This window comes from Paenibacillus sp. FSL H7-0357 (genome assembly GCF_000758525.1).
GTDB lineage: Bacteria > Bacillota > Bacilli > Paenibacillales > Paenibacillaceae > Paenibacillus_AQ.
This window is the reverse complement of record NZ_CP009241.1, coordinates 692254-708356: the sequence shown is the minus strand read 5'-3', so window position 1 is coordinate 708356 and position 16103 is coordinate 692254. Positions and strand designations below refer to the sequence as shown.

Sequence of the window (16103 nt, the reverse complement as noted above, 5' to 3'; positions counted from 1 at the left end):
CCAGACTACTGCAGGAATCAGGAGGGACTGCTCCATCTGTCTCCGCCTCGGCAGAGCATACAGGGACAAGCACATAGTGCACTGCCCTAATATCCCCGGGGCGGCGCTGATGGCCATTCTAGTCATCCTATTTCCTCGTAGTCCGGAAATTTACGGTTGCCGGGTAGAAACTTCCGGGCCTTATCCCCGGTTTTATACGAGCTCTTCATAGGTTCAGTTTAACAATGGCCTACACTTCATGTCAACTTAAACACGAACATTGTAAAATTTACACGTTAAATCGTTCGCTTTTTGGCAAATTCCAATTCCTGTTCTTGGCTAATTGGGCAGGGAAACTAAAGAAAAAGGGGGGAACACCTCTGTGCTCCTCCCGGAATAAAATCTATTATTTTACGACCAATACCGGAATACGGGCGCTCTGCACCACATTATGGCTTACGCTGCCCAGAACAAATTCACGTATTCCGCCAAGTCCGCGGCTGCCGATTACAATAACATCCACATCATGCTCCTTGGAATAATTCAAGATCACTTCTGCAGGAGATCCTTGCAGCAGCTCCACCGTAGCATTCAGTCCTTCCGCTTCAAGCCGGCTCTTCACTTCTTCTGTGGTCTGCACCGCCAGATCATAGTAATCTTTGTTTACAGAAGCAGGTAGAGGCGCAAGAGCTTCCCCGATAAAAAAGCGCGGGAATTCAAATGCGTGTACAACGTAAAGAGATGAACCCGGAGTTACCTTAGCCAGCTCGATCGCACGCTCCAATGCCTGATTGGATGCCTTGGAACCGTCATAGGCGAGCAAAATTTTTGAGAATAACATGTACGCCACCTCTTTTTCTGTTTTGTGTAGCCATAACGTAATTCAAAAAAGCTTACCTTAAAAAGTACCCATACAGCAGGATATTAAGCAGCAACAGCAGCGGAATTCCGATCCTGAAAGAAGTATGCCGCGTCTTGTGGCGCTTGCGGTACATGGCAGTCAGCACACCCAGCGCACCGCCCATAAATGCCAGCAGAAAAAGCGTCTTCTCAGGTACGCGTTCCCGCCTTGTGCGGGCCTTGTTCTTGTCCTCGGACATTACCACATACCCGATAATATTAATTAGTGCAAACCACAGCAACACACCCTTGACCATTCCTTCCGGCTCTCCTCCCTCTTACCCTATCTACTTCATATTATAGTACCCTTTCCGGCAAAAAACCAATAATCCTCACATTACCTGCCACGTATACGCCCTTGCTTTCCTGTTCTTTCACGGGACCCGCCAGCATCCGTAATCCATACCCAGGATAATACGGCAGCAAGTGCTGCCGCGATCCCTCCCAGCCAGAATCCGCCGCTTAAGCCATAAGCAGAGCTCATCCACCCCGCCACAAATGGCCCTCCTGACATGCCGATCGCATACACCGCCTGATAGAAGCCCATCGCAGTTGCCCGTTTAAAAGGCGCCACTCCCGATACCGATTTGCCAAGCAGCAGCGGAAAAATAAGTCCCTGCATAAAGCCGTTCCCGATTTGTGTCGCACACAAGGCGGCAAGCGTCGGCATTGAAGGAATCAGCAGCGTGAACAGCGCGCTTCCGGCAAAACCCAGCAGCAGTGTCCCACGGTCGCCAAGCAGCCTGCCAAATAGACGGGAACCGTAGAGTGTCGCAACGGCATGGGGCAGCATGAATGCCAGAGTCAGCCAGCCTAAGCTTTCCTTGCTAGCACCGATGTCCAGCGCCTGGTTCGGAGTATAGCCGAACATTGTAATAAAGAGCACACAGTGCGCCAGCACGGATAACAGCGAGACTTTGACCAGCAGCGGTTCTTTAATTACCGCAGCAAGGTCCTTAAGCTGGATCGCGTTCTCCCGCCTCTCCTGCTGCTGTTCCGGCAGACGAAGGGCGAGTACCAGAGCCGCTATCGCCACAAGCCCGCCGATAACAAACGGGGCATTCCAGCCCCAGTGCTCCACCATGTAGCCGCTGATCATCATGCTCATCAACTGGGCGATGACCGTGGTGAACTGCAGCATGCCCATCAACTGGGCGATGACCGTGGTGAACTGCAGCATGCCCATCGCTTTTCCCGCTTCCTCTTTCGGAAAATAGCCGGCAAACATCACCGAGTACACTACCCAGGCGGAGGCTGCTATTCCGGATACGGCACGAGCCGCCAGTGCCCAGCCCGGATGCGCTCCCGCCATAAACAGCAGGCAGCTTGCGCCGCTGGCGATCAGCCCCAGATAAATGAACGGCCGCCGCCGGTTCAAATAATCCGAGCCGATTCCGATCGGCAGCCGGAACAGAATCTGCATCAGACCGTATATCCCCAGCACTGAGCCGACCATAACATACGAAGCTCCGAGATGCTCCACGTAGGGAGAGAGCACCGGAACATAAATATATGAAGAGAACCAGAACATAAAGACGATGACCAGGAAGAAGAACCGGCTGCTTTCCCTGGTCTTTGAACCTTCTACCGACTGGGCCCCGTTTTCTTTTTGCTTAGGCATTGTCACTTTACCACCTGCTTATTCATTTTTTAGAGTTGCTCCTGCTCTTTTGCCGATCTTCTTAGTAAAACATATCTGTCTTTTGTTTGACAGGTCCTTCTTAACCTAAATAAGCCTGCCGGGAACTCCGGCAGACTTATTTAGGTTTTTAATTTATGGTTGAATGTCCGCTTCACAGAGGTTATTAAGCTTAATTCCCCTTCTGTTTGGCCTCCATTGCCGCTTTGAGCAGCTCACCCAGATTCGAGCCTACGCTTTCAGGTTTGCTGTACTGCTGCACGAGCTTCTGCTGCTCACGTTTATTGATATGCTTGTGATCCTTATCCATTGTCTCTGTTATTCCGCAGCCCAGACACTGCACATAGAGGCCCGCCTTGCCTTCTTTAAGCTCCATTTTCTTATGGCACTGCGGACAACGGCGATTCGAAAGCCGTTTCTCTCCGGCACGGGTATAGCCGCAGTCATCAGCAGGGCAGACCAGCAGCTTGCCCTTTTTGGTCTTCTTCTCCAGCATTCTTGTCCCACATTCAGGACAATGGCTGCTGGAGACATTATGCGGCTTGTATTCTGCGCCGCTGCTCTTGACGCCGGATACGAGTTCCTGCGCCATACTGCGGATGCCTTGCAGAAAAGGTTCGGGCCGCCCTTGTCCGCGGGCAATCTTCTCCAGCTCGGCCTCCCAGCGCGCAGTCAGCTCCGGCGTGCGCAGCTGTGCCGAGACTAGTTCAATCAACTGCTTCCCTTTGCCTGTCGGGTGAAGAGAATTCCCTTGCCGCTCGATAGTATCCGAGCTGACCAGCTTCTCAATGATATCGGCCCGGGTTGCGGGTGTTCCGAGGCCATGCTTCTCCATCTGAGTCAGCAGCGAAGCCTCGTTATACCGTTTGGGCGGCTGTGTCCGACCTGGACGGATCACACAGCGCAGAACCTTAACGGCCTCACCTTCACGCAGCTCCGGCAGCTTCACACTGCTTGCCGCAGGCTCATCGGCTATATTGTCTTCTTCGTCGTCATTGCTCATATCACCGCCGTATACCTCACGCCAGCCTGCGTCCTTTACCGTGGTGCCTTTCACATGAAAGCTCTCGCCTTCCACGCTTACCGTGACGGCCACCGCGTCATAACGGGCCGGCGGATAGAACAGGCTGATAAATCGCCGCACGATCAGATCATAGAGCTTACGCTCTTCCGCACTAAGCAGATTTAAGAGCACTGTCTGCTCCGTAGGAATAATGGCATGGTGATCGCTCACCTTGCTGTCATCTACTATCCGCTTTGTAATGGGCAGCGGTTTACGCAGCAGCGGCCGTGCCAATGCCGCATAGGGTCCGACAGCGATGCTGTCCAGCCGTTCCTTTAACGTCCCCGTCATATCCGAAGTTAGATAACGGCTGTCCGTACGCGGATAAGTGACCAGCTTATGCTGCTCGTATAGACGCTGCAGCACACTGGATGTTTGTTTTGCCGAGAAGCCGAACTTGCGGTTGGCATCTCTCTGCAGCTCGGTGAGATCATAAGCCAGTGGATGCGGCTCGCTTTTCTCGCTTTTTTGCACCTTGGCGATACGCCCGCTTCGGCCGGTAAGCTTGTCATTGAGCTTCGCTGTCTTCTCCTTGTCAAAAATCCGGCCATCCCCGCCCGGAGCACGCCAACCCGCCTGGAAATTCCCGAAATCTGCGGTCAACATCTCATACTCCTGGGAACGGAAGCCTGTAATTTCGTTCTCCCGGTCCATGATCATGCCGAGCGTGGGTGTCTGCACACGGCCAGCCGACAGCGGAGCACCGAACTTGCAGGTTAAAGCACGGGTAACGTTAAGACCAATCATCCAATCCGCCTCTGCACGGCAGCGCGCCGATTCATACAGACGGTCAAAATCCCGGCCCGGACGCAGTGACGCAAATCCCTCTTTGATCGCCTTATCCGTCTGCGAAGAAATCCAGAGACGCCGGAACGGCTTTTTCCAGCCGGCCATATTCATGATCCAGCGGGCCAGAAGCTCCCCTTCCCGCGCTGCATCCGTTGCAACGATCAGTTCGTCGATATCCTGGCGTTTCATCAGCTGCTGCACAGCCTTATACTGCTGGCTTGTCTCACGCAGCACCTTCAGTTTGGCCTTCTCCGGCAGAATCGGCAAATCCTCCAATGCCCAAGAAGCAAATTTATTGTTATAGTCTTCAGGTTCTGCCAGACCGACCAAATGCCCTAAAGCCCAGGTAACTACATATTTCGGACCTTCAATATAACTCTTCTGTTTATTCCCGCAACCCAGCACCCGGGCAATCTCACGCGCAACCGACGGCTTTTCCGCCAATACCAATACCTTCATAATTCTCTCCCTTCCTTGCCAACAACCTATTATACCATGATCTAAAAGACCGCAAATATCGTCAGGCTGAATTCCACCTCCACATTATACAATAGGCTGTATCCGTTATCCGAAAGGAGTCACAGTAAATGTCCAAGCAAGAAGTGTATAATGTCATACCAGTAGGTGTGGTTGCCGGGCAGCCTGACAATCTGCGTCTTGAGCTTAAACCTGAATTTCACCCTGCCTTGAAAGGCCTGCAAAATTTCAGCCATTGCCAGATCCTTTGGTGGATTCATGAGTTTGCAGATGACCACTTCCGGCAAACTACGCAGGTTCAGCCTCCATATGAGGCACCTTTAAGTGGAGTTTTTGCCTCCCGCTCTCCTGTCCGCCCCAATCCTTTAGGCCTTAGTGTAGCTGCCATAGTGTCTGTCGATATGGAATCGGGCATTGTCGAGGTTGCCGGACTGGATGCTTACCCTGGTACGCCAATCCTCGATATCAAGGCTTACTTTCCCAGTACGGACCGCGTCAAAGATGTCACTGTCCCTGAATGGGCCGCCGGCTGGGGAGACTGGGTAGCTGATTAATTAGTGCTGATAGCTGCTCAACTGCAGCAACTTACATTTTATTCCATTAATTCCTGAGGGGGTAGACATGAACAATTACCAGCTCGTCGTCCAGGCTTTGGACCATATTGAAGCTGAACTGAAATCTCCATTGTCTGTCACTGCCCTCTCCAGGAGAACCGGCTATTCTCTGTATCATTTCATTCGTTTATTCCAGGCCATTACGGGGATAACACCGGGGGATTATATAGCCAGACGCAAAATTACCGAGGCTGCCAAGGATCTTAAACGATGGCCGGAGCGTTCTTTCCAGGACATTGCACTGGATTATTATTTTAACGACTACGAGACCTTCACCAGGGCTTTTAAAAGGTTGCTTCATACCACACCGACGCAGGTCCGCAATAAACGAAATAATCCTCTGCTTCCACTGCTGCACCGGCTTCACGAACAGGACCTGCTTCATTTGCCTGTAGTTCAAGGAACGCCTCCGCAGATCGTAAAGCTAGATGAAATTACTCTCAAGGGACCTATTGTGAATGTTATCGCTGACTATTCTGTAATCTCCGAAGCCTGGTCCCAGCTGTTCACCAGAGTGCCCAGTCTGCACGGCCGCAGGCTTCCCGAACGGTATTATCAAGTGGGCTACTGGGCTGACGATTTTGAAAACAGCGGGGTTTCCTTTATATGTGCTTGCGAGCTTTACCCTCAGCCAGAGATATCGGGCCGTCGTCAATATGCCGTAACTCAAACCTCTTATCGCCATTCCGCCTCTGAACAAGCGCAACTATCAGCGGATTTTCCTATGTATACCTTGCCTGCAGCCACCTATTTAAAGTTCATACATAAAGGGTTGTCGAAGGATGTCTCTTATACCTACAAATATATTTATGAGACTTGGCTTCCAAAAAGCGAATACCGGCTTTCCCTGCCTTACGAATTCGAATATTATGGCGAGCAATATCTGGGCCCGGATGACAAAAATTCAATAAGCGAGATTTATGTTCCCTTGGAACTGGTATAACACAAATGTCCGTATCTGCTAAGCAGACACGGACATTTGTATAGGGATTCTAAGTCTCGGATAGTTGCCCCTCAAGTATAATTCCTATATGTATTTCCGTTAACGTGCTTCTTCACCAAGTTCCAGACAAGCTGCAAATGATATGGCCTGCTCCAGCTTTCCCTGAACAAATGCACCTTCACTTGTTAGCTGTGACCGCACAATCATCAGCTCATCCCCATATTTTGCCTCCTGTACATAAGTAATCCGGAACCGCTTCAGTTCCTTCACACCCCATTCCTCCAGAGACAAAGCATCGCAGCACAAATCACCATAACGTGCATTATTCAAATGATTATTGCTGTCCAGACCACTGTATCTGACCTGATACTGGTAGGCTTGTTCCATGGAGATGTCCTGAGGAATGGTTACCTTATCTGGAATACTGCCAACCGAATCACCTTCATAATGCAGTACTGATATGGGAAGAGCCGATGGCCGCAGCAGCTTACGCTTCTCCGTATCCACAAGCGCCCAGATTGAACGCGCCATGGCTACCTCTGTATGCTCCTTATCATAAATACGGTAGTCACGCTGCCACATGGCTCCTTTGGTCCCTTTACTCCATGTGCGCACTGTCAACTCATCATTCAGCCGGGGGATACGTTTAAACTCCAGATCAAGAGTGATCATCATCCAGCCCATCCCTGCCTCCAGCATCTGTTCAAGACTGAGGCCAAGTGCACTTACCGCTGAGTCAGCCGTACGCTGCATCATTTCCAGAATAAAAGACAGCTTAGCCTGGGAACGGTAATCCGTATCGCTGGCTTGAACTACAAATCTTTCTATCCACACAAGATCGTCTGTATTATCCACTGAAATATCCCCTTTGCTCGCGAAGCTCCCTATTATCAACATTAAAAGTCACATATATCCACAAATACTCAATACTATCCACATTAATTGGGGAGTACTTTTGATTCATTGTATATTTCATGATTCTTATCCACATGTGGACAAGTTTTTCTTCTATTCACTTTATCCCCTATCCTATCCACATTCAATAGCCAGCAGTTAAATCTTAACGCAAAAGGCAACAAAAAAGCCACTGTTGAGAAACTCAACAATGGCTTTGTGTGCTTGGCGGCGTCCTACTCTCCCAGGACCCTTCGGTCCAAGTACCATCGGCGCTGGAGGGCTTAACGGTCGTGTTCGGGATGGGTACGCGTGGAACCCCTCCGCTATCGCCACCAAACGGGCATTTACAGCGTAAATGCTTCAGGAACCTTAATTCCTGAAAACTGAATCCGAAACGAATCTGCGTCTTACTGTTGGATAAGCCCTCGACCGATTAGTATTGGTCAGCTCCATGCATTGCTGCACTTCCACCTCCAACCTATCTACCTCGTCGTCTTCAAGGGGTCTTACTAATTGGGAAATCTCATCTTGAGGGGGGCTTCACGCTTAGATGCTTTCAGCGCTTATCCCGTCCGTACGTAGCTACTCAGCCATGCTCCTGGCGGAACAACTGATGCACCAGCGGTACGTCCATCCCGGTCCTCTCGTACTAAGGACAGCTCCTCTCAAATTTCCTGCGCCCACGACAGATAGGGACCGAACTGTCTCACGACGTTCTGAACCCAGCTCGCGTACCGCTTTAATGGGCGAACAGCCCAACCCTTGGGACCTACTTCAGCCCCAGGATGCGATGAGCCGACATCGAGGTGCCAAACCTCCCCGTCGATGTGGACTCTTGGGGGAGATAAGCCTGTTATCCCCAGGGTAGCTTTTATCCGTTGAGCGATGGCCCTTCCATGCGGTACCACCGGATCACTAAGTCCGACTTTCGTCCCTGCTCGACTTGTTGGTCTCGCAGTCAAGCTCCCTTATGCCTTTGCACTCTTCGAATGATTTCCAACCATTCTGAGGGAACCTTTGAACGCCTCCGTTACTCTTTAGGAGGCGACCGCCCCAGTCAAACTGCCCGCCTGACACGGTCCCCGTACCCGATTAGGGTACCAGGTTAGAACCTAGATACGATCAGGGTGGTATCCCAACGGCGCCTCCGCAGAAGCTTGCGCTCCTGCCTCTACGGCTCCCACCTATCCTGTACAGATCGTACCCAAATTCAATATCAAGCTGCAGTAAAGCTCCATGGGGTCTTTCCGTCTTGTCGCGGGTAACCTGCATCTTCACAGGTATTAAAATTTCACCGGATCTCTCGTTGAGACAGCGCCCAAGTCGTTACGCCATTCGTGCGGGTCAGAATTTACCTGACAAGGAATTTCGCTACCTTAGGACCGTTATAGTTACGGCCGCCGTTTACTGGGGCTTCGGTTCACAGCTTCGGATTACTCCTAACCGCTCCCCTTAACCTTCCAGCACCGGGCAGGCGTCAGCCCGTATACTTCGCCTTGCGGCTTCGCACAGACCTGTGTTTTTGCTAAACAGTCGCTTGGGCCTTTTCACTGCGGCCCCCTCGGGCTATTCACCCTACCGAGGCACCCCTTCTCCCGAAGTTACGGGGTCATTTTGCCGAGTTCCTTAACGAGAGTTCTTCCGCGCGCCTTAGAATTCTCTTCTCGCCTACCTGTGTCGGTTTGCGGTACGGGCACCTTCTCCTGGCTAGAGGCTTTTCTTGGCAGTGTGAGATCATGACCTTCGCTACTATAATTTTCGCTCCCCATCACAGCCCAGCCTTAACGGTGTGCGGATTTGCCTACACACCAGCCTCACTGCTTAGACGGACATCCATCAGTCCGCGTCACTACCCTCCTGCGTCACCCCATCGCTCATAGCGGATTACGGTGGTACAGTAATTTCAAACTGTTGTCCTTCGACTACGCCTTTCGGCCTCGCCTTAGGTCCCGACTTACCCTGAGCGGACGAGCCTTCCTCAGGAAACCTTGGGCTTTCGGCGGATCAGATTCTCACTGATCTTTTCGTTACTCATACCGGCATTCTCACTTGTATGCTGTCCAGCGCTCCTTACGGTACACCTTCAACCTGCATACAACGCTCCCCTACCCCAGATGCAAAGCATCTAGCCATAGCTTCGGTGGTGTGTTTAGCCCCGTTACATTTTCGGCGCAGAGTCACTCGACCAGTGAGCTATTACGCACTCTTTCAATGGTGGCTGCTTCTAAGCCAACATCCTGGTTGTCTGTGCAACTCCACATCCTTTCCCACTTAACACACACTTGGGGACCTTAGCTGATGGTCTGGGCTGTTTCCCTTTTGACAATGGATCTTAGCACTCACTGTCTGACTCCCGGCAAGAAGTTAATGGCATTCGGAGTTTGACTGAGCTTGGTAACCCTTGCGGGCCCCGCACCCAATCAGTGCTCTACCTCCACCACTCCATTCACCGAGGCTAGCCCTAAAGCTATTTCGGGGAGAACCAGCTATCTCCGAGTTCGATTGGAATTTCTCCGCTACCCCCACCTCATCCCCGCATTTTTCAACATACGTGGGTTCGGGCCTCCAGTGCGTGTTACCGCACCTTCACCCTGGACAGGGGTAGATCACACGGTTTCGGGTCTACGTCCACATACTCAATCGCCCTATTCAGACTCGCTTTCGCTGCGGCTCCGGCTTCTCACCTTAACCTTGCATGTTAAACGTAACTCGCCGGTTCATTCTACAAAAGGCACGCCATCACCCATTAATAGGGCTCTGACTTTTTGTAAGCACACGGTTTCAGGTTCTATTTCACTCCCCTTCCGGGGTGCTTTTCACCTTTCCCTCACGGTACTGTTTCACTATCGGTCGCCAGGTAGTATTTAGCCTTAGCAGATGGTCCTGCTGGATTCATACGGGGTTTCACGTGCCCCGCACTACTCGGGATCCGTCTCGGAGAGAACACAGTTTAGGTTACAGGGCTTTTACCTCTATCGCGGGCCTTTCCAGACCTCTTCACCTACCATATTCCTTTGTAACTCCATGTGAGACGTCCCACAACCCCAAGAGGCAAGCCCCTTGGTTTAGGCTGTTCCGCGTTCGCTCGCCGCTACTGACGGAATCACTATTGTTTTCTCTTCCTCAGGGTACTTAGATGTTTCAGTTCCCCTGGTCTGCCTCTATCTCCCCTATGTATTCAGAGAGAAGTAACTGCGAATTACCACAGCTGGGTTTCCCCATTCGGACACCCCCGGATCAAAGCTTGCTTACAGCTCCCCGAGGCAGTTTCGTTGTTCGCCACGTCCTTCGTCGGCTCCTGGCGCCTAGGCATCCTCCGTGTGCTCTTATTAGCTTAACCAATGCGTTTTTCCAGAAGGAAAATCGCTAGCATCGCTATAATACAAACTTGTTTACACAAGTTCAGCTTAAAGGAATGTTCTAAAACGCAAATTCGTTTCGGTATCCAGTTTTCAAGGATCAAGGTGTTACTTGAGAGCTTAAACTCTCAAAACTGACCAACGAGTGAGTAACAGGCCTAAACCTGAGTTTTGGAAGCTAAGCTTCCGATTTGAATGTCACCGTTGCAGGTGACGATTCTCCATAGAAAGGAGGTGATCCAGCCGCACCTTCCGATACGGCTACCTTGTTACGACTTCACCCCAATCATCTACCCCACCTTCGGCGGCTGGCTCCCTTGCGGGTTACCCCACCGACTTCGGGTGTTGTAAACTCTCGTGGTGTGACGGGCGGTGTGTACAAGACCCGGGAACGTATTCACCGCGGCATGCTGATCCGCGATTACTAGCAATTCCGACTTCATGCAGGCGAGTTGCAGCCTGCAATCCGAACTGAGACCGGCTTTGCTGGGATTGGCTCCACCTCGCGGCTTCGCTTCCCGTTGTACCGGCCATTGTAGTACGTGTGTAGCCCAGGTCATAAGGGGCATGATGATTTGACGTCATCCCCACCTTCCTCCGGTTTGTCACCGGCAGTCACTCTAGAGTGCCCAGCTTAACCTGCTGGCAACTAAAGTCAAGGGTTGCGCTCGTTGCGGGACTTAACCCAACATCTCACGACACGAGCTGACGACAACCATGCACCACCTGTCTCCTCTGTCCCGAAGGCCGCCACTATCTCTAGTGGATTCAGAGGGATGTCAAGACCTGGTAAGGTTCTTCGCGTTGCTTCGAATTAAACCACATACTCCACTGCTTGTGCGGGTCCCCGTCAATTCCTTTGAGTTTCAGTCTTGCGACCGTACTCCCCAGGCGGAGTGCTTACTGTGTTAACTTCGGCACCAAGGGTATCGAAACCCCTAACACCTAGCACTCATCGTTTACGGCGTGGACTACCAGGGTATCTAATCCTGTTTGCTCCCCACGCTTTCGCGCCTCAGCGTCAGTTACAGCCCAGAAAGTCGCCTTCGCCACTGGTGTTCCTCCACATATCTACGCATTTCACCGCTACACGTGGAATTCCACTTTCCTCTTCTGTACTCAAGCCACCCAGTTTCCAGTGCGACCTCAGGTTGAGCCCAAGGTTTAAACACCAGACTTAAATAGCCGCCTGCGCGCGCTTTACGCCCAATAATTCCGGACAACGCTTGCCCCCTACGTATTACCGCGGCTGCTGGCACGTAGTTAGCCGGGGCTTTCTTCTCAGGTACCGTCACTCCGGTAGCAGTTACTCTACCGGACGTTCTTCCCTGGCAACAGAGCTTTACGATCCGAAAACCTTCATCACTCACGCGGCGTTGCTCCGTCAGGCTTTCGCCCATTGCGGAAGATTCCCTACTGCTGCCTCCCGTAGGAGTCTGGGCCGTGTCTCAGTCCCAGTGTGGCCGTTCACCCTCTCAGGTCGGCTACGCATCGTCGCCTTGGTGAGCCGTTACCCCACCAACTAGCTAATGCGCCGCAGGCCCATCTCCTTGTAGCAGATTGCTCCGCCTTTCATCCTTCGTCCATGTGAACAAAGGAATTATCCGGTATTAGCTACCGTTTCCGGTAGTTATCCCAGTCAAAGAGGTAGGTTGCCTACGTGTTACTCACCCGTCCGCCGCTAAGTTAATCCGGAGCAAGCTCCTTCATAACTCCGCTCGACTTGCATGTATTAGGCACGCCGCCAGCGTTCGTCCTGAGCCAGGATCAAACTCTCCAAATTGGTATTTAGAAAGAGCGATTGCTCAATTTGAAACATCTGACGAGAATTTACATTCTCTAATTTTGGATCTCACTTGCGTGATTTCCATACTCACTCGTTGTTCAGTTTTCAAAGATCAAGCTCGTTGTCAGTGTCGATTATCTCGTCACCAGCAACTCTTATAATATATCACGTTTGATTTAGAAACGCAAGCTTTTTTTTGAAACAACTTTTCAGCCATTCCTTATTTACTTGGGTGCGCTCTAACAACGCTTACCTATAATACCCCACATCAATATAAAAAAGCAACCCCTTAAACAAAAAAAGATAACCGGCTTAAATATTAAGCCGGTTATCTTAGAGTAATCATCATTCTACAGGATTAGTAGATCTTAGCTGCTGTATATTTGCTCGACGCTTTGGTGAAGCCTGTTTCTTTGTTCTTACCTAATCCGGCGTCCACTGTCGTATCGATCGTTACCCATTTGCCGTTAAGCAATACTTCATTCCAGGCATGATATACAGATACATAACTCGTATTGCCCATTACCAGCTTTGTCGGAATCCCTTCACTGCGGAGCATAGTGGCGAACAAAGATGCATAATCGTAGCAAATCCCTTTCTTACTAGCGAGTGTGTTGTCGTTGTTCGGGATATAATCCTGCGTAACATTAGCCGCCAAGGTGTAGTCGTACTTTACATTCGCCACGATGTAATTATAGATAGCTTGTACCTTTGCTTCATCAGTGGTCAGCCCTTGCGTAAGCTGCTTAGCTTTCAGTACTGCTTTATCGGAAGAATTCCATTTCACATTCTGTACGGAACTCAAATATACGGCGTTGGTGTTGCTCATGCTCAGGTCTACGGTTTCGGAAGAAAGCACTTTGTATTTGTTGCCGCTGGTGTTCTCTAGGACTGACACTTTATAAGCGCCATTCCCCTGCTGCAGTGGAAACGTTTCTGTAGCTTTGGAGGCATATAAGTTATAAGAGTAGCTCTTGTTGTCTTTAGTAATCATGAGCTTGATACGTTTGTCCTTGGGAACATCATAGGAAACTTGGACAACCCCTTGGCTCAATTGCGATGTATTTAACCAGCCCGACTCTACGCTGGATGCGTTAGCTGTGCTTACTTGAACAGAAGTAACCAGGACGAACAAGGTCAAGAACATATAATAGAACTTCTTCATGGATAAAACCCCTTTCGGTAGCTGGCTGCCATCCATACCCGGGAAGGCCCTTTAGCTTTGCGTCCCTACCTTTCGATAGGTTTGCCGTTATCGTTTAAGCTTTATCTGTTCCTACTACTATTGGAATATACTAGATTCATCTTAAGAACAAACAAAAAAAGCCTCTTCATTCGGTAGCTGGCTGCCATCCTTACAGGGAAGGCCCTTTAGCTTTGCGTCCCTACCTTTCGATAGGTTTGCCGTTATCGTGTTTAGCTTTTATAGTTATATAGTATCATATTAATGCCTAGTTACAAGACCTAAATCACTAGATTTCTACTTAATTCATTTAAATTTTTATAATTTTCGCATTTTATGATCTGTTCTCTTACTTCAAACCGCTTTAGCGTGGATAATCAGTCGATGGGTCGGATTTACCAAAGGATCACACGTAATGAGGGTAAGGATCTTATCTTGTTTATTCCCGTTCAGTACAGACACATCCGTAGGCTCAACAATCGAGATATCATAAACCTCGTATTTATACTCCTGATCGCTTGTCTTGACGGAAATGGTATCTCCGACCTTTACTTCGTTCAGTCTGTTGAATAATCTCCCTGTAGTCCTAGACCTGTGTGCAGCTATGGCAGCATTGCCTATTTCACCGATTGGAGCGGTTTCCTTCATATGGGCTGCGGCATGCTTCATGTTGGCTTTGGTCGCCCCTTCCAATATGGGCAATTTCAAATCGATTTTGTCGATTGTGATAATTCCGGTCACTTTGCCGCCGACCTCTATTTCCTGCTCTGCCGGTTCGGCAGCCTGCACTGGTTCATCCCCAGCTGATTCTTCTGCCAGCAGTGCAGTGACCTCGGCGTACTGTTTTTTCAGATCGGGCTCTGACGAAGGGGCCAGCTCACTATAAGCCTGTTCAGCCTCCTTCAGCAGCTTCTCTTGCTGCCGGTCGTTATACCATTCGCTCGCTTTTGGATACAGCATGACTAGAACTCCTGCAATTATGATCAAATAGGAAAACTTACGCATCAAATCCCCCCGATCTTTAAGATAAAGAAACTCCACGGCCCAACATTTGACTTAAAATACCCATTTACGGCTGCCAAAGAAATTGATGATGACGGTGACGAACGTAACCAGCACTTTGGAAATCAGCACCTGAACTCCAAATTTGTCCGTTAGCAGATGCATCAGCAGCACTGATATCCCCAGTACAACCAGGTTCAGTATGATGAATCGGACTAATTGCATACGGTCAAAACTGTCCTTGCTAGCCTGACTCTTATCCTTAAAGGTCACCTTCTTGTTCCAAAAAAAACTGTTCGCTGTCCCTGCGCTATAAGAAATAATCTGTGCCGGGGTGTTCATCATACCCAGAGAATGCAGCAAGGTAAATACGGCGAAATCAATCAGCGTATTCAGTAAGCCTACAGCATTAAATTTTAAAAACTGGATAAATCCCGCATTCAGCTTCCTATCTGCCATAATCATTGTCCTCTTGCCGCTCCTCATGCTCTCCGCCCCGGTAACCCTTGGTCTCACGCACGATGTACAGCGGTCTATCCTTGGATTCATCATATATCCGTCCAATATATTCACCTATTACGCCAAGCAGCATCAGCACGATGCCGTTAAACAACAAATTCACACCGACGATGGAAGCCCAGCCCGGAACCGTCCATGAGGTAAAAAAGATTCTCTGGAACAATACAAAGAACAGATACACAAAGCTGGAGAAGGAGAGAAAGAAGCCTACATATGAGGCTATTTTCAGCGGCTTATGTGAAAATGAGGTGATGCCGTCAACCGCAAACCGGATCATTTTCTTCAGCGGGTATTTGGTTTCACCTGCAAAACGTTCCTCCCGCACATATTCCACCATCGTCTGCCGGAAGCCGACCCAGCTCACCAAACCTCTGACATAGCGGTTTTTCTCTTTGAGACCACGCAGCACATCGCATACTTTACGGTCGATGAGCCGGAAGTCGCCTGTATCGGTGGGAATCTCCACACTGGTCATGCTGCTGAGCAGACGGTAAAAGAGCTTGGCGGTCACTTTCTTGAAAATAGTCTCCCCATGCCGTTTCAGCCGTTTGGCGTAAACTACCTCATAGCCCTCTTTCCACTTGGCAATCATCTGCAAAATGACCTCGGGCGGATCTTGAAGATCCGCGTCAATCACCACAACAGCCTGGCCTTGCGCATAGTCCATTCCGGCCGTAATCGCGACCTGATGACCGAAGTTACGGGAGAAGTCAATCAGCTTAACATGCTCGTCGCTGCTGCTGATTCCACTCATGATCTCAGCTGTGCGATCCCGGCTCCCGTCATTAACGAAGATCAGTTCATAGGTATCACCGCATTCGTCCATGACTTTCTTAAGCCGCTCATACGTATATTGAATAACTTCTTCCTCATTGTACATGGGGACAATTACACTGTATCTGGCTTTCACCTTTGTTCCTCCTAAAAGTTTTGTAGCACTACGCGCTCCCCTC

General features: G+C 50.1%; 11 protein-coding genes, 3 rRNA genes and 3 riboswitches. Of the genes, 2 read left to right on the top strand and 12 right to left on the bottom strand.

Features of this window, described 5'->3' with window-relative positions:
• Positions 1-118 precede the first annotated feature (118 nt).
• A riboswitch (purine riboswitch) is annotated at positions 119-220 on the bottom strand.
• A gap of 165 nt (positions 221-385) precedes the next feature.
• The 4 genes from H70357_RS03145 to H70357_RS03130 all read right to left on the bottom strand — a co-directional run bounded on the left by H70357_RS03145 (position 386) and on the right by H70357_RS03130 (position 4829).
• Entirely contained in the window at positions 386-820 is a 435-nt protein-coding gene (locus tag H70357_RS03145; RefSeq protein ID WP_038585655.1) for a universal stress protein, read from the bottom strand.
• Positions 821-872: 52 nt separating this feature from the next.
• The gene (locus tag H70357_RS03140; RefSeq protein WP_038585652.1) at positions 873-1136 is read right to left on the bottom strand and encodes a DUF1294 domain-containing protein; all 264 of its coding nucleotides are present in this window, start codon (positions 1134-1136) and stop codon (positions 873-875) included.
• 80 nt (positions 1137-1216) lie between these two features.
• Complete coding sequence (locus tag H70357_RS03135) at positions 1217-2500, bottom strand: MFS transporter (protein ID WP_052091793.1); 1284 nt, start codon at positions 2498-2500, stop codon at positions 1217-1219.
• Positions 2501-2690: 190 nt separating this feature from the next.
• Positions 2691-4829 carry a DNA topoisomerase III gene (locus H70357_RS03130; RefSeq protein WP_038585649.1) on the bottom strand — a complete coding sequence of 713 codons (2139 nt, stop codon included), beginning with the start codon at positions 4827-4829 and terminating at the stop codon, positions 2691-2693.
• A 128-nt stretch (positions 4830-4957) separates the two neighbouring features.
• Here H70357_RS03130 and tsaA point away from each other — a divergent pair, with 128 nt between their 5' ends.
• Both tsaA and H70357_RS03120 read left to right on the top strand, forming a co-directional pair.
• Entirely contained in the window at positions 4958-5401 is a 444-nt protein-coding gene (gene tsaA / locus H70357_RS03125; protein WP_052091792.1) for a tRNA (N6-threonylcarbamoyladenosine(37)-N6)-methyltransferase TrmO, read from the top strand.
• A gap of 67 nt (positions 5402-5468) precedes the next feature.
• Positions 5469-6404, top strand: coding sequence for an AraC family transcriptional regulator (locus H70357_RS03120; protein ID WP_038585646.1), 936 nt, complete (start codon positions 5469-5471; stop codon positions 6402-6404).
• Between the two features lie 99 nt (positions 6405-6503).
• Here H70357_RS03120 and H70357_RS03115 read toward each other — a convergent pair whose 3' ends face one another.
• The 8 genes from H70357_RS03115 to H70357_RS03080 form a co-directional block, all read right to left on the bottom strand.
• Entirely contained in the window at positions 6504-7259 is a 756-nt protein-coding gene (locus tag H70357_RS03115; RefSeq protein WP_052091791.1) for an acyl-[acyl-carrier-protein] thioesterase, read from the bottom strand.
• A gap of 262 nt (positions 7260-7521) precedes the next feature.
• Positions 7522-7638: ribosomal RNA gene (rrf, locus tag H70357_RS03110) — 5S ribosomal RNA — on the bottom strand.
• 76 nt (positions 7639-7714) lie between these two features.
• Positions 7715-10641: ribosomal RNA gene (locus H70357_RS03105) — 23S ribosomal RNA — on the bottom strand.
• A gap of 246 nt (positions 10642-10887) precedes the next feature.
• Positions 10888-12443, bottom strand: a 16S ribosomal RNA gene (locus tag H70357_RS03100).
• The 16S, 23S and 5S rRNA genes sit together here, the layout of an rRNA operon.
• 361 nt (positions 12444-12804) lie before the next feature.
• A complete protein-coding gene (locus H70357_RS03095) occupies positions 12805-13611 on the bottom strand; it encodes a transglutaminase-like domain-containing protein (protein ID WP_038585644.1) in 807 nt (268 codons plus the stop codon).
• Positions 13612-13624: 13 nt separating this feature from the next.
• Positions 13625-13707, bottom strand: a riboswitch (cyclic di-GMP riboswitch).
• Positions 13708-13780: 73 nt separating this feature from the next.
• Positions 13781-13862, bottom strand: a riboswitch (cyclic di-GMP riboswitch).
• 121 nt (positions 13863-13983) lie between these two features.
• On the bottom strand, positions 13984-14589 hold the full coding sequence (locus H70357_RS03090; protein WP_231578372.1) for a class D sortase: 606 nt from the start codon (positions 14587-14589) through the stop codon (positions 13984-13986).
• Between the two features lie 96 nt (positions 14590-14685).
• A complete protein-coding gene (locus tag H70357_RS03085; protein ID WP_038585638.1) occupies positions 14686-15090 on the bottom strand; it encodes a GtrA family protein in 405 nt (134 codons plus the stop codon).
• Positions 15080-16060 carry a glycosyltransferase family 2 protein gene (locus H70357_RS03080; protein ID WP_038585635.1) on the bottom strand — a complete coding sequence of 327 codons (981 nt, stop codon included), beginning with the start codon at positions 16058-16060 and terminating at the stop codon, positions 15080-15082. Before H70357_RS03080 ends, H70357_RS03085 begins: the two co-directional genes overlap by 11 nt.
• Positions 16061-16103 lie beyond the last annotated feature (43 nt).

Excerpts from the sequence above, each read along its gene's own strand:
- H70357_RS03145 (WP_038585655.1), bottom strand. The coding sequence starts at position 820 with ATGTTATTCTCAAAAATTTTGCTCGCCTATGACGGTTCCAAGGCATCC.
- H70357_RS03085 (WP_038585638.1), bottom strand. The coding sequence starts at position 15,090 with ATGGCAGATAGGAAGCTGAATGCGGGATTTATCCAGTTTTTAAAATTT.
- tsaA (WP_052091792.1), top strand. The coding sequence starts at position 4,958 with ATGTCCAAGCAAGAAGTGTATAATGTCATACCAGTAGGTGTGGTTGCC.
- H70357_RS03095 (WP_038585644.1), bottom strand. The coding sequence starts at position 13,611 with ATGAAGAAGTTCTATTATATGTTCTTGACCTTGTTCGTCCTGGTTACT.
- H70357_RS03120 (WP_038585646.1), top strand. The coding sequence starts at position 5,469 with ATGAACAATTACCAGCTCGTCGTCCAGGCTTTGGACCATATTGAAGCT.
- H70357_RS03140 (WP_038585652.1), bottom strand. The coding sequence starts at position 1,136 with ATGGTCAAGGGTGTGTTGCTGTGGTTTGCACTAATTAATATTATCGGG.
- H70357_RS03135 (WP_052091793.1), bottom strand. The coding sequence starts at position 2,500 with ATGCCTAAGCAAAAAGAAAACGGGGCCCAGTCGGTAGAAGGTTCAAAG.
- H70357_RS03090 (WP_231578372.1), bottom strand. The coding sequence starts at position 14,589 with ATGCTGTATCCAAAAGCGAGCGAATGGTATAACGACCGGCAGCAAGAG.
- H70357_RS03130 (WP_038585649.1), bottom strand. The coding sequence starts at position 4,829 with ATGAAGGTATTGGTATTGGCGGAAAAGCCGTCGGTTGCGCGTGAGATT.